Annotated in this window: 17 protein-coding genes; 3 read left to right on the top strand and 14 right to left on the bottom strand. The window is 45.0% G+C overall.

The window, feature by feature from the left end; translation table 11 throughout:
- Positions 1-32 precede the first annotated feature (32 nt).
- Both guaA and guaB read right to left on the bottom strand, forming a co-directional pair.
- Positions 33-1,610, bottom strand: a complete 1,578-nt coding sequence (guaA, locus tag FE810_RS04500) for a glutamine-hydrolyzing GMP synthase (protein ID WP_138318839.1) — start codon at positions 1,608-1,610, stop codon at positions 33-35.
- 180 nt (positions 1,611-1,790) lie between these two features.
- Positions 1,791-3,260 (bottom strand): IMP dehydrogenase, encoded by a 1,470-nt coding sequence (gene guaB / locus FE810_RS04495; RefSeq protein ID WP_138318838.1) that lies wholly within the window; start codon positions 3,258-3,260, stop codon positions 1,791-1,793.
- 122 nt (positions 3,261-3,382) lie between these two features.
- Here guaB and xseA point away from each other — a divergent pair, with 122 nt between their 5' ends.
- The 3 genes from xseA (at position 3,383) to FE810_RS04480 (ending at position 6,554) form a co-directional block, all read left to right on the top strand.
- Entirely contained in the window at positions 3,383-4,735 is a 1,353-nt protein-coding gene (xseA, locus tag FE810_RS04490; RefSeq protein WP_138318837.1) for an exodeoxyribonuclease VII large subunit, read from the top strand.
- A 127-nt stretch (positions 4,736-4,862) separates the two neighbouring features.
- On the top strand, positions 4,863-5,885 hold the full coding sequence (locus FE810_RS04485; RefSeq protein WP_171022260.1) for a metallophosphoesterase: 1,023 nt from the start codon (positions 4,863-4,865) through the stop codon (positions 5,883-5,885).
- Between the two features lie 54 nt (positions 5,886-5,939).
- The gene (locus FE810_RS04480) at positions 5,940-6,554 is read left to right on the top strand and encodes a DUF481 domain-containing protein (protein WP_138318835.1); all 615 of its coding nucleotides are present in this window, start codon (positions 5,940-5,942) and stop codon (positions 6,552-6,554) included.
- Between the two features lie 44 nt (positions 6,555-6,598).
- Here FE810_RS04480 and der read toward each other — a convergent pair whose 3' ends face one another.
- From der to FE810_RS04420, 12 genes are all read right to left on the bottom strand, one after another.
- Positions 6,599-8,074, bottom strand: a complete 1,476-nt coding sequence (gene der / locus FE810_RS04475) for a ribosome biogenesis GTPase Der (protein WP_138318834.1) — start codon at positions 8,072-8,074, stop codon at positions 6,599-6,601.
- A 212-nt stretch (positions 8,075-8,286) separates the two neighbouring features.
- Positions 8,287-9,489, bottom strand: a complete 1,203-nt coding sequence (gene bamB / locus FE810_RS04470) for an outer membrane protein assembly factor BamB (RefSeq protein WP_246036907.1) — start codon at positions 9,487-9,489, stop codon at positions 8,287-8,289.
- A 14-nt stretch (positions 9,490-9,503) separates the two neighbouring features.
- The gene (locus tag FE810_RS04465; protein ID WP_138318833.1) at positions 9,504-10,142 is read right to left on the bottom strand and encodes a YfgM family protein; all 639 of its coding nucleotides are present in this window, start codon (positions 10,140-10,142) and stop codon (positions 9,504-9,506) included.
- Positions 10,143-10,146: 4 nt separating this feature from the next.
- Positions 10,147-11,427 carry a histidine--tRNA ligase gene (gene hisS, locus FE810_RS04460; protein ID WP_138318832.1) on the bottom strand — a complete coding sequence of 427 codons (1,281 nt, stop codon included), beginning with the start codon at positions 11,425-11,427 and terminating at the stop codon, positions 10,147-10,149.
- A 120-nt stretch (positions 11,428-11,547) separates the two neighbouring features.
- Entirely contained in the window at positions 11,548-12,663 is a 1,116-nt protein-coding gene (gene ispG / locus FE810_RS04455) for a flavodoxin-dependent (E)-4-hydroxy-3-methylbut-2-enyl-diphosphate synthase (protein ID WP_138318831.1), read from the bottom strand.
- A gap of 44 nt (positions 12,664-12,707) precedes the next feature.
- The gene (locus FE810_RS04450; protein ID WP_138318830.1) at positions 12,708-13,787 is read right to left on the bottom strand and encodes a RodZ domain-containing protein; all 1,080 of its coding nucleotides are present in this window, start codon (positions 13,785-13,787) and stop codon (positions 12,708-12,710) included.
- Positions 13,788-13,806: 19 nt separating this feature from the next.
- On the bottom strand, positions 13,807-15,216 hold the full coding sequence (pilW, locus tag FE810_RS04445; protein WP_138318829.1) for a type IV pilus biogenesis/stability protein PilW: 1,410 nt from the start codon (positions 15,214-15,216) through the stop codon (positions 13,807-13,809).
- A gap of 30 nt (positions 15,217-15,246) precedes the next feature.
- Positions 15,247-16,398: a dual-specificity RNA methyltransferase RlmN gene (gene rlmN / locus FE810_RS04440; protein ID WP_138318828.1), complete on the bottom strand. Its 1,152-nt coding sequence runs from the start codon at positions 16,396-16,398 to the stop codon at positions 15,247-15,249.
- 280 nt (positions 16,399-16,678) lie between these two features.
- A complete protein-coding gene (gene ndk / locus FE810_RS04435) occupies positions 16,679-17,110 on the bottom strand; it encodes a nucleoside-diphosphate kinase (protein WP_138318827.1) in 432 nt (143 codons plus the stop codon).
- 266 nt (positions 17,111-17,376) lie between these two features.
- A complete protein-coding gene (locus FE810_RS04430) occupies positions 17,377-18,621 on the bottom strand; it encodes an ammonium transporter AmtB (protein WP_138318826.1) in 1,245 nt (414 codons plus the stop codon).
- A 13-nt stretch (positions 18,622-18,634) separates the two neighbouring features.
- The gene (locus tag FE810_RS04425; protein ID WP_138318825.1) at positions 18,635-18,973 is read right to left on the bottom strand and encodes a P-II family nitrogen regulator; all 339 of its coding nucleotides are present in this window, start codon (positions 18,971-18,973) and stop codon (positions 18,635-18,637) included.
- Positions 18,974-19,274: 301 nt separating this feature from the next.
- Entirely contained in the window at positions 19,275-19,949 is a 675-nt protein-coding gene (locus FE810_RS04420) for a lipase family alpha/beta hydrolase (protein ID WP_138318824.1), read from the bottom strand.

Here is a 19,949-nt window from a genome sequence, read left to right as displayed (position 1 = left end):
TGTTATACCAATCACATTAAATTATTAGCGGGTTATTCCCACTCAATCGTCGCTGGTGGTTTACCGGAAATATCGTAAACCACACGGGAAATACCGTCGATTTCATTAATGATACGGTTTGATACCAACCCCAGGAAATCATATGGCAAGTGAGCCCAGTGGGCGGTCATAAAGTCGATGGTTTCAACGGCGCGTAAAGAAACGACCCAGTCGTATTTACGGCCATCGCCCATCACACCAACAGAGCGCACAGGCAAGAACACCGTAAACGCCTGACTGACTTTGTGATACAAATCCGCGTTATGCAATTCTTCAATAAAAATCGCATCGGCACGACGCAATAAATCACAAAACTCTTTTTTCACTTCGCCTAAAACGCGCACACCCAGGCCCGGCCCTGGGAATGGATGACGATAAAGCATATCGTAAGGTAAACCTAGTTCAAGGCCAATCTTGCGAACTTCATCTTTGAATAATTCACGAAGTGGCTCAACTAAGCCAAGCTCCATATCTTCCGGAAGACCACCCACATTGTGGTGTGATTTGATCACATGCGCTTTCCCGGTTTTTGACGCCGCAGATTCAATCACATCGGGATAGATAGTACCTTGCGCCAACCATTTAGCATTTGCCAGTTTACTTGCTTCTTCATCAAAAACTTCAACGAAAACATTGCCAATGATTTTACGTTTGGCTTCAGGTTCATCAACACCACCAAGACGATCCATAAATCTGTCTTGTGCTTTAACATGAACAATGTTGAGACCAAAATGGTCACCAAACATTTCCATCACCTGCTGGCCTTCGTTTAAGCGCAGTAAACCGTTATCAACAAATACACAGGTTAGCTTATCGCCAATGGCACGGTGTAAAAGCATTGCTACGACTGACGAGTCAACCCCACCGGATAAACCAAGAACCACTTCATCATCGCCGACTTGTTGCTTCATTTTTTCGATGGCATCTTCAATAATCGAACTCGGTGTCCAAAGCTTTTCACACTGACAGATATCGATAACAAAGTGCTCAAGAATCCGTTTACCTTGTTTGGTATGAGTCACCTCTGGGTGAAATTGCACACCATAAAAGCGTTTCTCTTCATTAGCCATCGCTGCATATTTGCAGCTTGGCGTTTGTGCAATTGTGGTAAAGCCTGCCGGGATTTGTGAAACCTTATCACCATGACTCATCCATACGTCTAGCAAGGCATTACCATTAGCACCAATACTGTCTTCAATATGTTTGAACAGATCCGATTGCTGGATGATTTCCACAGAAGCATAACCAAACTCTTTATGCTCTGAGCTTTGCACGCCACCCCCCAGTTGTTCTGCCATGGTTTGCATACCGTAGCAAATACCAAAAACCGGTACATCGGCATTAAAGACATACTCAGGTGCTCTTGGAGAGTCGGTTTCAGTAACGGACTCCGGACCACCCGCTAAGATAATACCCGAAGGATTAAATTCACGGATTTGTTCTTCCGTAACATCCCAGGCCCATAACTCACAGTAGACACCAATCTCTCGTACACGACGAGCAATAAGCTGGGTGTACTGGGAACCAAAATCTAATATTAATATTCGATGATCATGAATATCTTGACTCATTCGTCTCTTCTCTTAGTCAGGTGGCTGTCTTTATACCAATTCGATTAAATAATCGCTCACAAAGACCTATTGGTATAACAGCAAAAAATAAACAGGTACTAAATCGTTACTAAATCGGTTGTACACATAGGTACATGAAATAGGGACAAAGAAAATGGGCCCTTTTGCGGGCCCAGTTACTTAGCCTAAACGATAGTTCGGGGCTTCCTTAGTGATGGTAACGTCATGAACGTGCGACTCTCCCATCCCAGCAGCGGTAATTTTTACGAATTGCGGCTTAGTGCGCATCTCTTCGATGTTTGCACAACCGGTTAACCCCATCGCAGAACGAATACCACCAATTTGCTGATGAATAATTGCCGCCATTGGGCCTTTGTAAGCCACTCGACCTTCGATCCCTTCCGGAACGAGTTTGTCGGCTTCGTCGGATTTTTGGAAATAGCGATCACTTGAGCCTTCTTTCTGATTCATCGCCCCAAGCGAACCCATACCGCGATAAGACTTATAGTAACGGCCTTGATAAAGTTCTACATCGCCTGGCGCTTCTTCGGTACCGGCTAACATGCTGCCAACCATGACACAATGTGCACCAGCAACTAAAGCTTTGGCGATATCTCCAGAAAAACGAATCCCCCCATCAGCAATAATAGGAATGTTCATGCCGGAAACGCCCTTGACGGCTTCAGAAATCGCGGTAATTTGTGGAACACCACAACCGGTCACGATACGAGTCGTACAAATAGAGCCAGGGCCGATACCGACCTTCACCGCATTGGCACCAGCTTCTGCCAACGCTTTCGCACCTTCGGAGGTGGCGACATTACCGGCGACGATTTGCAAATCCGGATATTGTTCACGGGTTTTCTTTACGCGATCTATCACCCCTTGTGAATGACCATGAGACGTATCGATTAATAAAATATCGACACCGGCTTCAACCAATGCGGCAATACGCTCTTCGGTACCCGCACCAACACCAACAGCGGCACCGACACGTAAGCGACCAAACTCGTCTTTACAGGCATTAGGCTTGCTTTCGGCCTTTTGATAATCCTTAACCGTAATCATTCCGACCAATTCAAAATCATCATTAATCATTAAGATTTTTTCGATGCGATTGGTATGCATCAGGTTCAAAATTTCTTCACGGGTTGCATCGGGCTTAACCGTGATTAAACGTTCTTTCTCAGTCATCAATTCTGAAACTGGCTTTGCAAAGTTAGTTTCAAAACGCATATCACGACCGGTGATGATGCCGACCAGGTTTTTGTCACTATCGACTACAGGGAAACCCGAAAATTTAAGCTCATCGGCGAGTTTCGTCACTTCACCAATCGACATATCCGGACCCACGGTAACAGGGTCAGAAACAATACCACTTTCGTATTTCTTTACCTGGCGAACATTGGCAGCCTGCTCTTGTGCAGTCATATTTTTGTGAACAAAACCTAAACCACCCTCTTGAGCCAGGGCAATAGCAAGACGTGCATCGGTCACCGTGTCCATAGACGCGGATAAAATTGGCACATTAAGTTCTATCTTTTCGGTTAATTTGGTTTTAAGATTTGCGGTGTGGGGTAAGACAGTCGAGTGGGCAGGTACAAGCAGTACGTCATCGAAAGTCAGGGCTTCTTGAGCGATTCTTAGCATGGCAACATCTCACCTAAAGGCATTTAAATATTGCGGACGGATTTTATCGGTTTCCATCCGTCCAGTAAACTTAAATTTGTAATTAACTTAATAAAATAACTAAAATTTCACAAAATATTATCATGAACCCTAATTATCACGAAAAACGCAGTATTCTGCAGGTTAGCGAATTAACCAAAAAGGTTCGACTGCTGCTGGAAAGTGAGATGCATACCTTGTGGCTATGTGGCGAGATTTCCAACTTTATGGCTGCCGGTTCGGGTCATTGGTACCTTTCATTAAAGGACAGTAAAGCGCAAATCCGCTGTGCCATGTTTCGCGGTAATAATCGAAATGTGCGAATCAAACCCGGTAATGGTCAGCAAGTTTTGGTAAAAGCCAGAGTTTCTCTGTATGAACCCCGCGGTGACTTTCAGTTAATCATAGAACAAATGGAAGATGCTGGTGAGGGTTTATTAAGGCAAAAGTTTGAACAACTCAAAGGACAACTGCTTCAGGAAGGTTTGTTTGACCAAAGATACAAACAAGCAATGCCGGAGAATATTCAGTCTGTTGGTATTATCACCTCCGCGACTGGGGCGGCAGTACACGATATTCTAACGGTAATGAAAAGGCGCAACCCTGGCGTCAATGTGATTCTCTATCCAACGCTGGTTCAGGGCGATGGCGCAGCGGCGCAAATAGCTGAAACTATCGAAGTGGCCGATCTTCGTGATGAATGTGATGTACTGATTGTCGGGCGCGGCGGTGGTTCTTTAGAGGATTTATGGGCCTTTAACGAAGAAGCTGTGGTGCGGGCGATATTTGCCTGTGAAATCCCCGTCATTAGTGCGGTAGGCCATGAAGTTGATATCAGTTTAAGTGATTATGCCGCCGACATGCGAGCACCAACACCTTCAGCCGCTGCCGAACTGGTAACCCAGGATAACAAAGCGCTGTTGAATAAAGTGCAACAATATCGTCGGCATCTGGCGCACTTAATCACCGGTAAGTTTCATGCCCTGCACAGACAACAGGATCGTTTGCATCATCGTCTGGTACTAACCCATCCGAAACAGCAATTACAAAAACAACAGCAACTCGTCGATGAGTTACAGCAACGACTGAATTTCGGATTATTGAACCAGCTACAACAAAAGCAACTTCGCTTTGAACGTGTTCGTCATCAATTGCAGTCATTATCCCCGGCAAGAGAATTGCCATTGCAAAAGGCACGGTTCACGGATTTGTCGGTTCGGTTGCATAATGCGATATTGACCAGCCAGGATAAAAAACACCAAAAGCTGGCAAACCTTGCCCACAACCTCAATATTATCAGTCCATTAGCGACAATAGCCCGTGGTTATAGCATTACTCGAGATGCTGCCGGAAATATCATCCGCACGGTTGCCAACATTACTCCGGGCGATAATATCAGTGTTCAGGTTAGCGACGGTCGGCTGCACGCCAAAGTGATTGAGAAAACCAAACCTTAAAGCAGATCCTTAAAACCAAGCGCTTGATTATCCCGCTTTAGTCTACACTTATTGCTTAAATCGGGTTTAATCCAGCCATATAACTCCATCTATGGCTTAATCGTTGTGGTTTTATGTTGTGGTTTTAGTGCAAAAATGGCTCCGTATTTTCGTTGTTTTGCTGGCAGTAGCATCCTGTAATAGCGATGATAATAGTTCCGGTGTTAATTCCGATGTTAATTCCGATCCCAATCCTCAATCGGTTACGCCGCAAAGTACATCCCAACCTCCTTTGGTTTGTGGCAGCGCCATTGAGCCGTTTGATCCTCAAATTTTCAATACGCCTGGCTGGCACCTGTTTGTTTTAGGCGATACGGGTAAAGCCAATGAAGCACAGTTGATCGCGGCCCAGATCATAGAGTCCTATCATACCCAATATCCACTCGATGCCATTATTCATACCGGTGATGTATTTTATGATGATGGCATTAGCAGTGCCGATGATATTCTTACCCAAACCGCATTTGCTGACATCTATACGCCTCTTGGTTTGACCGATATTCGATGGTTTTTTTCCGCAGGAAACCATGATTACAACGGCGACATTCAAGCATTATTGCAATGGGGTGATGCTCAACCATTTATTGTTTTTCCTGAGCTTTACTATCAAACCCAAATAAATCGCAATCGCTTGTCGTTTGCCGATACCGTTAACCAGTCGCAGGGGCCTTCACTCAACTTGATCGCCATCGATACCACCCCCTTTACCTCTGGCATAGGTCAAGCAGAGCAGCTGGCCTGGTTACAGCAACAGCTCGCCAATGATGATGCTCGATACACCCTAGTATTTGGCCATCACCCTATCGTTTCCTATGGTGAAGATGGTAATGAAGAAGGCCTGCAGGGTAACGTCAGAGCCTTGCTTAAACAATATGAGGTAGATTTCTATTTGGCGGGCCATGAGCATAGCTTGCAAGTCATAGATGTGCCTGATGAACCGGTAAATATTGTCAGCGGTGCTGGTGGTGCGGAGATCACCGAATTGACGTGCGATGAACAACACCTGTTCGGGATCAGCCAGTTTGGCGGAGTTGCGCTATATGTCACCCAAAATCAGGTATTTTCTATTCCTGTGTCGCAACGGGGTATTGAAGGAATGATCCGCCATTAGCGCTTGTCGCTCACATTCTTGCTGTGCTGGACTTTCCTGTCTAAGCTTTGGACTATGAAACGCGTATTACTTTGTTTGTTGTTATTGGCATTGATGGTTTCTTTCTCCGTTGCGGCGGTGGAATCACAAGTGGATAATCGAGATATTCAATTGTTTATCGGTTACGAGAGGCAACACCCGCTTTCCCAGGATGTAGATTTTGACGGGCCAGTGTTAGGTCTGGTATTTCCTGTATCCAAACGCTGGTTTATCTATTCAGAAGCCAGCTTCCAATCAGACTCCATACGGAACAATGACTTTGAGCTAAATCGCCAGCAAATTACCTTAGGGTATAAGTTCTGGGATCAAGGCAATAGTTTTTGGCAGGTAGAACTCGGCACCATCAGGGAGCAATTTGAACAACAAATTGCGGATTTTTCAGGGCAAGATAGCGACACGGGATATCTGGGCAAGCTGGGCTGGCACTACTTATTTAATGATCGGCATCAGTTTGCGATTCAGCTTCAGGGGCATCTGCTTTATGAAACTAATCGCTATCTGGTACATAATCAATATCGATATCAGGTGAATCAAGACTGGTCTGTGGGAGCTCGCTTTAGCTTAGGCTACGACGAGACGTTTCAACATGACTTAAATGAATATCGCCTGCATATCGCTTATCACTTCTGATAACTTTCTGCAGGCTTATCTAAACCCCAAGAGTAAGCGAATGCTTACTCTTTTGTTTTATAGCCCTGGGTAGCTCGTGCTTTTTTCTTTTGCTCGGTGTAAGTGAGCTTGCGTTTATTGGCAAAAGGATTATTCGTGCTTCTAAATTCCACTTTAATTGGCGTCCCCATAATTTTCAGGGCTTTGCGGAAATAATTCATTAAATAGCGCTTATACGACTGAGGCAATGAATTTACCTGGTTGCCGTGGATCACGATAATTGGTGGATTGTACCCGCCGGCATGGGCGTATTTAAGTTTAATACGACGTCCATTGACCATTGGTGGTTGATGATCAAACACGGCCATGTCCATAATCTTGGTTAACATGGCGGTAGATGTACGCCTTGTCGCGGAATCAAACGCTTCTTCCACCGACTCGAACAAGTGACCGACACCGGTTCCATGTAAAGCCGAGATAAAGTGTAACCGAGCAAAGTCAATAAAACCCAGACGGCGATCCAACTCGGATTTCACCCGATCTTTTACCGCAGTATCCAATCCATCCCATTTGTTTACGACGAGCACCAATGAGCGACCAGATTCAAGGACATAACCTAACAAAGACAAATCCTGATCGGTAATACCATCGCGTGCATCAATGATTAGCAATACCACATTGGCGTCTTCAATCGCCTGCAACGTCTTGATAACTGAAAACTTTTCAACGGCATCTGTAACGTTTTTACGACGTCGAATACCGGCAGTATCAATTAATGTATATTCTCTGTCGCCTCGCTCCATCGGAATATAGACACTGTCTCGAGTGGTTCCTGGCATATCAAAGACCACAACACGCTCTTCACCTAAGATACGGTTGGTAAGGGTGGACTTACCCACATTTGGCTTACCAATAATCGCCAGTTTGATTTTATCGTCCTGAGCCGTCTCTTCACTATCGTCGAATTCTTCGCCTTCTTCGAGGTCAACAACCGTATCGAATTCATCGTCATGCTCATCGCTTTCGTCGTCACTGAGCACCATGCCATCGATATGAGGAGAAAGAGCCAGATTGAGTAGTTGTGTTACTCCACGGTTGTGTGCAGCCGCAATTTGATGAACCGTATCGCCAAGTCCTAAATGATAAAACTCCGCCACCGCAGAATCTGCGTCGATACCATCAATTTTATTGGCAACCAAAAAAACTTTCTTACTTTGTTTACGCAGATAATCGGCGATCGATTGATCCGCTGACGTTAAACCCGCACGAGCATCGACCAAAAACAAAACGGCATCGGCTTCTTCGATAGCCATTAATGACTGTTCCGCCATTAATGCATCAATACCTTCTTCATTACCAACAATACCGCCGGTATCAATCACGATAAAAGGCTGCCCTTCCACTTCCGCCTGACCATATTGACGATCACGGGTAAGGCCCGGGTAATCTGCAACTAGCGCATCACGGGTTCTTGTAAGGCGATTAAATAGAGTTGATTTACCTACATTAGGACGCCCAACCAGAGCAACAACAGGAAGCATGGCTACCTCTAAAATGATTTCATACTAAACCTCGTAACAAGGTGAACCTTTGCGAATGTTCACCTGCCTCAAAGAGTTAGTATTATTAAAATAATAGCGGCCCCGTAAATTTTACGGAGCCGCTGATAACTTTAGCAAACTTTGACCTTTACTGCTTTTTGTCAAATCTTGCTATTGCCCTGATACATCAGAGCAACTGATAATTTTTGGTTTTATTCAGGCGTCTTAATTACCTGAAGCTCGCCGTCACGAGACTGAGCATAAATAAGCCCTTCACTCACCACTGGTGTGACATAAATGGCACTGCTATCGACACGATAACGAGCAACAATGCTGCCATCGGTTTTCTTTAGCCAATGTAAATAACCTTCCAAATCACCGACCACAATGTAATCACCTACGCTTACGGCACCGGTCGTATCACGATTCGTCAAAGACAGCTGGCTCCACATTTCAGTACCATCATTGCGGTTTAGCGCATAAATATGGCCTTTCTCATCGGTGGCAAAAATTTGATTGCCATCAACCGTCAGTTGTCGATATGACGAGTATTTACGCTTCCAAATCTCACGGCCTGAACGCATATCTAATGCGGCCAAATTACCATTCGCAGAAATTCCATAAATTTTGTCGCCAAACACTACAGGTGTGACATCAACATCGACGATACGTTGTAACTCTGTGGCACCGGAAGGTTCGCCAATTTCAGTGGCCCAACCCTGTTGACCGCTGTCAGCGATGTACACGGCAAGCTCACCCTTTGCGTTGCCAATAAAAGCACCACCTGAGCTACTTACTACACCACTTGCACCGCGCAATGATAGAGGCGGAACGTTCTGATCTGCCTTCCACACTTGCTCACCGGTTTGTGAATCCAGTGCAACCAAAGCACCAGAAACCGTATTCACCAACACCATATTGGATTCAAGCGCAGGATTTGAAATCACTTCACCCGGTACTTTCGCTTGCCAGATTAACTCACCAGTTTCCTGATTAAGTGCATAGACAATGCCGTTTTCGCTGCCCCAGAACACCATGTTATAGCCGGCAATTCCGCCACCCGAGATACGTGCGCTAACTCGATCATCGAAGAAACTGCGAGTGCCTTCAATGTCACTTAAATCGACTTCCCAGATCTTTTTACCCGTCGCTTGATCAAACGCATAAGCTTCGCCCATTCGTTCCGCGGTAAAGACTTTATCGTAGGCAACCACAGGGTTTAATCGCGAGAAATAATGCTGTACGCCTTTATTTGTGGACTGTTCCCACAATAACTCCGGTGTAAACTCGGCCGTAATTTCGGTTAATTCTGCGACAAGGTTACTGGTATCTTCTTCTTCATCGTCAGTGGCACATCCAAACAACATCGAAGATGCTAGCAGGGTGCTGAGTAGTTTCTTATTCAAGTTTTTCACACCGTTCCCTTAGATTAGTCAGCCAGATTTACAGCAACAGCCAAGTCATCTAGCTTTAATTGTAACTGTGGGCTGATTTCTAAACCACCCGCATCGGCCGCTGCCTGATATGCACTGCGAGCCTGCTCCTTGTCACCTTTAAGCAGATAAGCATCACCTTTAGTCTGAGCTACGCTTGCCTGAAATTTCTCAGGGAAAGATTTACCTAATGTTGCCAAAGCGCCATCAATATTTTCTTGCTGAATTTGCACACGAGCCAAACGCAATTGAGCAATCGCTTTCACTTCATCACTCGGAGCCAGTTCAATAGCACTCGCCAGTTGTTTCTCAGCTTCTTTCCAGTCACTGTGTGATGCTGCATCTTTGGCCAGAGCTAATGCACTGAATGCCGCGTAGCTAGAATCTTTATTGTCATTGATAAAGCTTTGACTGCTGGTACGGAAAGTCTCGCCATCCGTTGTCATTACTTCAATGTTTTGCTGATACTGACTCGATGCAGATTCCATCGCTTCAATTTTGCTATCTTGATAATAGTTATAACCCAAGAATCCGCCTAAACCGATTACCAGGCCGGCGATAATAGAGTTACCATTTTCTTTCCAAAATGTTTTGATCGCTTCAACTTGTTGTTCTTCAGATTGATAAATTTCCACAACGTTACCCTTCTAATAAATTTGTTAGCAGCTCTGCGACTTGTTCAAAAGGCAGACTGATTTGTTCTTTTTTCTGACGTAAATATTTTACCGTCACGTTTTTTTGTTCGACTTCCGAGTCACCAAGTATTATGGCGATCTCAGCACCGGATTTATCGGCGCGCTTTAATTGTTTTTGGAACTTACCACCACCACAATGGCTTTGAATGCGAATTCCAGGAACTGCATCACGCCACTGCTCGGACAACGAGAGTGCCGCCATTTCCGCTGCGTCACCCATACTTACAACGTACACATCTGTCGCTGGTCGTAAGTCATTAAATTTGTCTAACCCCGACAATAGCAATACCAGGCGCTCAATACCTAACGCAAATCCAACGGCCGGCGTTGCTTTACCACCCAGTTGCTCAACCAGGCCATCATAGCGCCCACCGGCACAAACCGTACCTTGTGCACCTAATGAGTCGGTGACCCATTCAAATACAGTACGATTATAATAATCCAGACCGCGAACCAGTTTATCGTTGAGACGATAAGCGATCCCTGCGGCATCCAATCGTTTACATACCTGCTGAAAATGCTCTGCAGATTCGACATCCAGATACTCTGACAACTTAGGCGCAGTCACGAGTAAAGCCTGAACCTCAGGATTCTTGCTATCCAGTACCCGTAACGGGTTTGAATGCATTCGACGGCGAGAATCATCATCCAGTTGTTCCTGGTGCTCGGTTAAGAACTCCACTAACGCCTGACGATAATCTGCACGAGCTTCATTAGAACCGAGTGAATTCAACTCTAGTGTGACAAACTCTTCGACACCAAGTTCCCGCCAAAGACGAGCACTTAAGATAATAACTTCGGCATCGATATCAGCACTGCTAATACCAAAGCTTTCCAGACCAAATTGATGGAACTGTCGATAACGGCCTTTTTGCGGACGCTCATGACGAAACATCGGCCCCATATACCAAAGACGTTGCTCCTGATTGTAAAGCAATCCATGTTGGTTACCGGCTCGCACACAGCTGGCCGTGCCCTCTGGGCGCAGCGTCAGAGAATCGCCATTGCGATCCTCAAAGGTATACATTTCTTTTTCAACAATATCCGTAACTTCACCAATACCGCGCTTAAACAAAGCGGTAGATTCAACCACGGGCATGCGAATTTCTGAGTAGCCGTAGTTACTGGCGACTTTGCGCAATACCTGTTCAACCCGTTGCCACTTTTCAGTTTCTCCGGGAAGACAATCGTTCATACCACGAATGGCTTGAATAGCTTTACTCACTCGAATGTTCTCTTAAATCTTTGTTGGTAAATTCGCCACAAGGGCGGCATTATAGGCAAATCAACAGCAAACGTAAAACCTTATTCCGTTATCGCAATGACTGACAGAATGATATTGCTGTTACACTTCCTTTATCTTAATTTTTCGTTCACTGGACAATAAATCGGCCTTAGCGCGAATTTTCTTTTCTAACTGATCAACGATGTCATTATTGTCAATACGTTCTTTTTGACGCAATCCATCGAGATAAAATCCACTTTTACGGTTTGATCCTGTTAACCCAAGGTCAGATACCGTTGCTTCACCGGGGCCATTAACCACACAACCGATAATAGATACATCCATCGGTGTCAGGATATCTTCTAAGCGCTCTTCCAGCGCATTGACGGTAGAGATAACGTCAAACTCTTGACGAGAACAACTAGGGCAGGCAATAAAATTGATACCGCGAGAACGCAAACGTAAGGATTTGAGGATATCAAAACCAACTTTAATTTCTTCTACAGGGTTTGCAGCAAGTGACACTCTTAATGTATCGCCAATGCCTTCGGCAAGTAGCATCCCCATCCCCACGGCAGACTTTACCGCGCCTGCTCGAAAGCCACCGGCTTCAGTAATACCAAGGTGTAAAGGGTTGTTAATTTGCTTCGCCAGCAATCGATATGCACCGACGGCAAGAAATACGTCGGAGGCTTTTACGCTGACCTTAAACTGATCAAAGTTCAGGCGATCAAGGATATCAACATGACGCAGTGCTGACTCTAAAAGCGCTTCTGCTGTTGGTTCGCGATATTTTTCCTGAAGATCTTTTTCTAACGACCCACCGTTAACCCCAATGCGAATTGGGATATTATTGTCCCGCGCCGCATCGACAACCGCTCGGATACGATCTTCACGGCCGATATTACCCGGATTGATACGCAAACAATCGACGCCGTACTCGGCGACTTTCAGGGCAATTCGATAGTCAAAATGAATATCCGCAACTAGGGGTACTTTTACCTGCTGCTTAATTTGCTTGAATGCTTCGGCGGCATCCATTGTCGGTACAGAAACGCGAACGATATCGGCACCAACATTTTCTAAGTCACGAATTTGCTTTACCGTGGCTTCGACATCAGTTGTCGGTGTATTGGTCATAGATTGCACGGATATAGGTGCGTCACCACCTACAGGAACATTACCCACCATAATTTGTGTGGATTTACGACGTTTTATCGGATTTTCAGTAAACATGGGTAGTCTATTAATTTAATGTGATAATTTCAGGCCAGCGGACATTATTCCGCCGCTTCCTCATCGACAGGTTCAGGAACGGTAAGCTTGGCAATTTGACCGACTTTAAACTCAGCCAGAGAAATCTCTTCCCCTTGATAAGTCATTTGCACCAGTTCCGGTTTACCCAAAGTGACACTAAACGGTGGTTTGCCCGTCAATGTCATAACATAATCGTTTTTCTTGATCCCCCAGGCCAAACGATTGCCATCGGCGTCAAAAATATTTACCCAGCAATCCCCGGTAAAGACAAAGTTCAATTCCGCTTCAGCGACCACTAAATTGGTTGCGTCGGTCTGTTGCGCGGGAACCTGCGTCGTAACGGCATTCTGATTGGTGTTTGAATTTGTGCTCTGGGTGCGATTCTGAACTTCGCTAACCACGCCAGCAAGATGAACTTCAGGTACAGAGCTTTGCGATTCATCTGGTTCAACGGTGGCAATCTCACGTTCTTGTGTCTCTGAGTTAAGTAATTGATTGGCTCCCTGCTCACCCGGCGCGACCGCTGCGACATTGATCGTTGATTGCGTACCTGCTGCATTGGCGCCGCTGTCAGAAACAAGCTCTGTAGATTCAATCACATTGTTCGCGTCATCCGCGAATGCTTCGGAAAGCGTTGCAGTGTCAACAGTTTCGGCGGTCGAGGCAATGGTGACTGACTCACTATTGTCTTCAAGAATAAAGTGATACGCCGAAAACCCTATCATTAAGGTAGCAAGGACCGAACTGGTCACCATTAACAGCTTATTTTCCGCTTTTTTGGCAGTACTTCGAGAGAAACTTTTCATTTCATCCCGCTGCTGACGAGCTACCCCGAGTGTTTCATAACTGGCAAGTATGTCTTTGTCGTCTATTCCAAGAAATTTCGCATAGTTTCTTAGGTATCCCCGTAGAAACGTGCTTGGCGTACTCGCATCAAAGGCTTCCGTTTCTAGTTCATTAACCAGGGCCAATCGAAAATTCAAATGGGTTGCCACGTCTTGTTGACTCAGACCTTTGGCTTCCCGGGCCTCCCGGAGCATTTGTCCCGGCCCTACTACTTCAATATCATCACAGATATCAATAGGTTGGTTTTGTTCGCTCATAATATTCTATTAACTCTGATTATTTTTTTGGCCGACTCAAGCGTAATGCCTGGCCAACTTCAATATTTTCATCAACTAAATCATTCCAACGACGCAAGGTGCTGATTGTGATGTTGTACTTAAGAGAGATTCGGTACAAGTTATCACCTTTGACTACCACATGCACGGGTCCATTCGCAGTGTTTGCTGTTGTGACCTTAGGTTGAGGGGTCGCAGGCTTGGGCGTTTTCACTTTCGGTTGTGGCGTTATCGTGGATTTTGCCTGAGGTTTACTGGCGCTTGGATCCACCACGGTAACCGATGCAACAGTCATTGGCTGTGCCTTTGTTGCAGGATCTTTCGCCGTCGTTTGTTTATCCGCCTTTGCCACAGGTTCCGGTTTCGGTAACCTTGTTGGCTTTGTTGCCGGTGTTATCACTGCGGCAACCACCGTTGGTGCGTTTTTAACGCTTTGTCTGTCAACGTCTGAGCCCGATTTGGCTGTTGGCTGCGACTTAAGCGTGGGCGTATTTTTGGGTTTATCGGCAGCTTTACGTGTCGAGCTCGATTTCGCGGTCAGTGTAGGACTGCTAATCGGCTTGGATTTTGCCAAAATAAACTGATGATAACGGTCAGCAAGCTTATCTTCGTCGATTCTGACCAGACCATTATCCAGATATTGCAGCGCTTCATCAGATTCCGGAAACATGTTGATTAACATTTTCGCGTAATTTTCAGCAATGTCTGCATTCCCCATATTATTCTGGATCTTAAATGCCAATGCCATGGCTTGCGGGGTAAAACGACGAGTCGCCAGTTCAAAACGGCTCAAATACATGGCAGCCTGATCGTAATCGCCTTTGGCATAATTAAACTGAGCCAGTTGCTGCAATCCCGACGCGCGATTGGGGTTATGGGCCAAACTGCGCTCTAATGCGTGCTCTGCTTTGGTGAAGTTATCGATTTTTAAGTGACAAAGGGCGATATTCTCGTAAGTTTGAGCAACACGCAGATAGCTAGGTACTCGAATCGCCGCTTTAAAATAATTTTCCGCTTCATTCACCCGCTCTTGGCGACATAAAAACACACCAAAGTTGTTTAAAGTATCCGCGTCATTATCGTCAATATCCAACGCTTTGCGATAAGCCTCTTCAGCTTGTTCGTTTTCGCCAACGACTTCAAAATAATGCGCAAAAGCGCTATAAACCTCGACAGATTTCGGCGCATAGTCTTTTGCTCGCTCGAGATTGAATTTAGCTTGGGCCATATTGCCCATATTCAAATAACTCAAAGCCAGGGAGATTCGGGTTTTTGCTTTTTGTTTGTCATTTACGGCACGATCAACGACCGGCTTTTCTTCCGCATAATTTTGCGTAACACAGCCGCTAGTACCAATTGCTGCGATTAAGCCCAGCGCAATCATGGAAAATATCTTCACTGATTTTTGCATCTTCCTGCCCTTGTAGGGTTATTGTTGTAATTAGACCATTTTTACCGAAATCGCATCGCCTTGCATCTGTTTTTTTCCTGTACGCTTGGTTCTGTCTAATACATCACCCGCAAGCTGACCACAGGCAGCATCAATATCATCGCCTCGAGTGCGTCGAGTGATCACCGTAAGGCCATAAGATTGCAATACTTTATCGAAACGATCGATACGAGAATTGCTCGAACGTTTGTAAGGTGAACCAGGGTATGGATTAAATGGAATTAGATTCACCTTGCTCGGCGTACCTTCCAAAACTTTCGCCAATTCGTGGGCCTGTTCGGTTGAATCATTGACATGATCTAACATCACGTATTCAACGGTAACCTGTTTATTGGCTTTAGAGCCTTCAATATAACGACGACTGGCTTCGAGAAAATCGCGAAGTGGATACTTTTTATTAATGGGTACAAGTTCGTTGCGAAGTTCATCATTTGGCGCGTGCACGGAGATCGCCAGCGCACAGTCGATTTTCTCTTTAAGCATATCAAGCGCCGGTACAACCCCTGACGTACTTACCGTTACGCGGCGTTTAGACAGGCCATACGCGAGATCATTTAACATGTTATCCAAAGCTGGGATCAGGTTTTTCATGTTTAATAGTGGTTCACCCATTCCCATCATTACGATGTTGGTGATCGGGCGAGTGCCAGCAATCCGGGTTGCGCCAATATCGTTGGCGACACGCCAAACCTGACCAATAATTTCCGATACAGAGAGATTACGGTTGAAGCCTTGTTGGGCTGTTGAACAAAACGTGCACTCTAATGCACAACCAACCTGAGACGAGACACATAAGGTTGCCCGGCCATTTTCAGGGATCCATACGGTTTCAACTTCCTGGCCACCTTCCAGCTTTAAAGCGTATTTAATGGTACCGTCATTCGACACCTGTTTTTCTGAAATTTCTGGAGCTTTAATGTCACAGGAGCGCTGCAATTTTTGACGCAATGCTTTGTTAAGATTGGTCATTTTTTCAAAGTCATCATAACCAAAGTGGTAAATCCACTTCATAACCTGATCGGCACGAAATGGTTTTTCACCGATGCTGGCGAAATATTCACGCATCATCTGGTGATCAAAATTCAATAAATTGACTTTGGACGGACTTGCAGATTCTTGGATTTCTACTGGATTAGCGGACATTAAAATCTCGAATTCTCTGGTGGTAAAACGGCGTTCATTGTACACATTTTAAGCGTACCAAACAATTTTCAAATGTTAGTAAACTGTAATCTACAGTTATTATCTTGGTTAAATATTCATCAAGGTTTCGCTATGAATAGTTGACCCGTTTTTGGCGACGTAAAAACGACAAAAGGATTTTACCAACATCATGGTAAAATCCTTTCTCAGCCTCTAGAAGCATACCCCCTTGGTTCAATACAATGATATGAACCTGAGTTATTGCTCCTAGTTACTCAAATTAGCGAGTACGAGGACAGATTTCATCGTCGCTGAAGAAATATGCGATTTCACGAGCAGCTGACTCAAGAGCGTCAGAACCGTGAACAGCATTTTCGTCGATAGACTCAGCGTAATCGTGACGTAAAGTGCCGGCTAGCGCTTCAGCAGGGTTGGTAGCACCCATGATTTCGCGGTTTTTAAGTACCGCGTTTTCGCCTTCTAAAACCTGAACCATTACTGGGCCAGATGTCATGAAATCAACCAAAGCACCAAAGAAAGGACGCTCGCTGTGTTCCGCATAGAAACCTTCAGCTTTTTCACGGCTCAAGTGAACCATTTTTGACGCGATGATTTTAAGATCAGCAGACTCAAAACGGTTGTAGATAGCGCCAATTGCATTTTTCGCAACAGCATCTGGTTTTACGATAGAAAAAGTACGTTCGATAGCCATGATAAGCCCTCAATAAACAGATATTAAAAATTTGGCGCGAATTATAGACGAAAGGCAAAGGAATTACATTAACTTTTTACCTTCACCATTGCCTTGTGAAGCGATAAAACATCGGGGCAGCTCATAGCATGCAAAACTCTATTTTCAGCGGTTATCGGCATTTCCAATGGTGGTAATATTGGCTTTTGCATTCAAGCCTGGTGTGGAAAACGAAAAAAGGAGCCCGAAGGCTCCTTTAGCATTTAACTAACTTTTTATTATCAGTATTAGTTTTTAAGAGATACAAACTCAGGATAAGCTTCAACACCACAATCGGACTTATCAACACCGTTGTATTCTTCTTCATCGCTAACACGGATGCCAACAGTCTTCTTAAGAAGTAGCCAGATTGCAAAGCTCGCCGCGAATACCCAAGCGAAGATTACCGCAGCACCGTAAAGTTGAGCACCAAACGTCGCATCACCGTTACTGAAAGGTACTGCCATCAGGCCGAATAGACCAACAACACCGTGAACAGAGATAGCACCAACTGGATCATCAATCTTCAACTTATCGAACGTTACGATAGAGAATACAACCAGAATACCACCAAGCGCGCCGACTAAAGAGGCGAACAGAGGTGATGGAGACAGTGGGTCAGCGGTAATCGCTACAAGACCTGCTAAAGCACCATTAAGAACCATGGTTAGGTCAGCTTTACCCCAGATGGCTTTGTTTAATAACAAGGCGGCAACCGCACCAGCAGCCGCTGCTGCATTGGTGTTCAGGAAGATTTGACCAACAGCCGTTGCGTTTTCAGCGTCAGAAACCATTAACTGAGAACCACCATTAAAACCGAACCAACCCATCCAAAGGATAAAGGTACCTAACGTCGCCAGTGGCATATTAGAACCAGGAATTGGGAAGATTTCGCCGTTTTCACCGTACTTACCTTTACGAGCACCGAGTAGAAGTACACCCGCTAATGCTGCAGCAGCACCGGCCATGTGAACAATACCAGAACCGGCAAAGTCAGAGAAACCTGCTTCAGAAAGGAAACCGCCACCCCAAGTCCAGTAACCTTCTACTGGATAAATAACACCGGTTAAAACAACGGTGAAAATTAGGAAAGACCAAAGCTTCATACGCTCTGCAACCGCACCAGAGACGATTGACATAGCCGTTGCTACGAATACAACCTGGAAGAAGAAATCAGATTCAAGAGAGTGATCTGCATCACCCGCTTGTGTTCCAATCAAGCTTCCAAATGATGGTAAAATTCCGCCTTCAACGTTATCAACATACATGATGTTATAACCAATCAATAGGAACATTACACAGGCAATTGAATATAGACAGATGTTTTTAGTTAGAATTTCTGTCGTGTTTTTAGAGCGTACTAAACCGGCTTCCAGCATGGCAAAACCTGCCGCCATCCACATTACTAGTGCGCCCGAAATTAAAAAGTAAAAAGTATCTAGTGCAAATCTCAATTCGGAGACTGTTGTTGATACTGATGCTAACTCTTCCATTATTATCTCCTACTTATAGTGCAGCTACATCAAGTTCACCGGTACGAATACGTACCGCTTTATCTAGGTCATATACGAAAATCTTACCGTCACCAATTTTGCCTGTGTGGGCAGATTTGGTGATCGCTTCGATGATGCGATCCGCATCTTCCGCTTTAACCGCGATTTCAAGTTTTACTTTCGGTAAGAAGTCTACCTGGTACTCAGCACCACGATATAACTCAGTGTGACCTTTTTGACGGCCAAAGCCACGTACTTCACTTACGGTCAAACCTTCAATGCCTACTTCGGAAATTGCTTCACGGACATCGTCGAGCTTGAATGGTTTTATTATTGCGTTGATTAATTTCATTTCGCCCCCTATTAAAAGTTATTACGACTGTTACAAGTGGCGTGCCAACTTTTCAAAGACCAGTATTTATGGGCGTTAGGGGAATATTGTGATTTCGCACAAATTTAGCGCACCACAACAGTGCAAAAAAGCGCAATCGATGTGCAATTCCTTGGTGCAATTGCTCAATGCAATGAGTAAGTTGGTTCTGTCTGAATCGACCAGATTTCCTAAGACACAAATAAGTCGTAAACTTTGTGCCTTAGAAGGGTAAATGAGCGCTAAAAGATTTCCCGAAGAATTTAATTTGTCGAATGGGTAATTAGCGTCGCAAAAACTGTTTAATTTTACTGTCTTCAATTTGGCAAGGTTCGATCCCTAAGGCCTGCCGTGACAATTTATCGACCAAGCGAAGTACGTCTTTAGAATACACCATAGAGGTATGGGTTTGCTGCACCAGAATGTGCTCTGACATTCCTTCAATACGGGTTTCTTCAACACTTACCGTTCCATCAGATTCTTCTACGCTATCGCGCCAAACGCGATCCAATAACGGTCTTGCACCAATTTTCACATTGCCGGCAATGGAAATCAGCTTATTCGGCAAATCCCACTCGGGTTCATAGTGACTTGGTAATAAACCAAATTGTGGTGAAGAACCGAGCATGCCTTGAATATTCAGCTTTGCCAAATCCTCAGCAATCGTTGCGCCTTGATGCGGCGTGCCTAAGGTAATCACCAAAGGCACTTTTACCTCAGAAACTTTCCTGTGCTCAAGAAAATCTTTTATCACCAGCCCGCCGAGAGAGTGACCGACCATAACTACGGGCCCCTCTCCCACCGATTCTGCAAGCACATCAAATAGTGCTGCCTTATCTGAACTGGTGCTTGGATAAGAAAGATTATCTACCTCCCAGCCAAGCTTTTCTAATCGTAACGCCATCGGCGCCATGATCAGCCGATTCATAAACAATCCGTGTAGTAGTACGATTTTCAT

The sequence above is a fragment of the Thalassotalea litorea genome, from assembly GCF_005843925.1.
Classification (GTDB): Bacteria; Pseudomonadota; Gammaproteobacteria; order Enterobacterales; family Alteromonadaceae; genus Thalassotalea_A; species Thalassotalea_A litorea_A.
This window is presented reverse-complemented; position numbering and strand designations above follow the sequence as displayed.

Bases quoted from the DNA above. Each gene is read 5' to 3' on its own strand.
- guaA (WP_138318839.1), bottom strand. From the start codon at position 1,610: ATGAGTCAAGATATTCATGATCATCGAATATTAATATTAGATTTTGGT.
- guaB (WP_138318838.1), bottom strand. From the start codon at position 3,260: ATGCTAAGAATCGCTCAAGAAGCCCTGACTTTCGATGACGTACTGCTT.
- xseA (WP_138318837.1), top strand. From the start codon at position 3,383: ATGAACCCTAATTATCACGAAAAACGCAGTATTCTGCAGGTTAGCGAA.
- FE810_RS04480 (WP_138318835.1), top strand. From the start codon at position 5,940: ATGAAACGCGTATTACTTTGTTTGTTGTTATTGGCATTGATGGTTTCT.
- der (WP_138318834.1), bottom strand. From the start codon at position 8,074: ATGCTTCCTGTTGTTGCTCTGGTTGGGCGTCCTAATGTAGGTAAATCA.
- ispG (WP_138318831.1), bottom strand. From the start codon at position 12,663: ATGTTTACTGAAAATCCGATAAAACGTCGTAAATCCACACAAATTATG.
- FE810_RS04450 (WP_138318830.1), bottom strand. From the start codon at position 13,787: ATGAGCGAACAAAACCAACCTATTGATATCTGTGATGATATTGAAGTA.
- pilW (WP_138318829.1), bottom strand. From the start codon at position 15,216: ATGCAAAAATCAGTGAAGATATTTTCCATGATTGCGCTGGGCTTAATC.
- rlmN (WP_138318828.1), bottom strand. From the start codon at position 16,398: ATGTCCGCTAATCCAGTAGAAATCCAAGAATCTGCAAGTCCGTCCAAA.
- ndk (WP_138318827.1), bottom strand. From the start codon at position 17,110: ATGGCTATCGAACGTACTTTTTCTATCGTAAAACCAGATGCTGTTGCG.
- FE810_RS04430 (WP_138318826.1), bottom strand. From the start codon at position 18,621: ATGGAAGAGTTAGCATCAGTATCAACAACAGTCTCCGAATTGAGATTT.
- FE810_RS04425 (WP_138318825.1), bottom strand. From the start codon at position 18,973: ATGAAATTAATCAACGCAATAATAAAACCATTCAAGCTCGACGATGTC.
- FE810_RS04420 (WP_138318824.1), bottom strand. From the start codon at position 19,949: ATGAAAATCGTACTACTACACGGATTGTTTATGAATCGGCTGATCATG.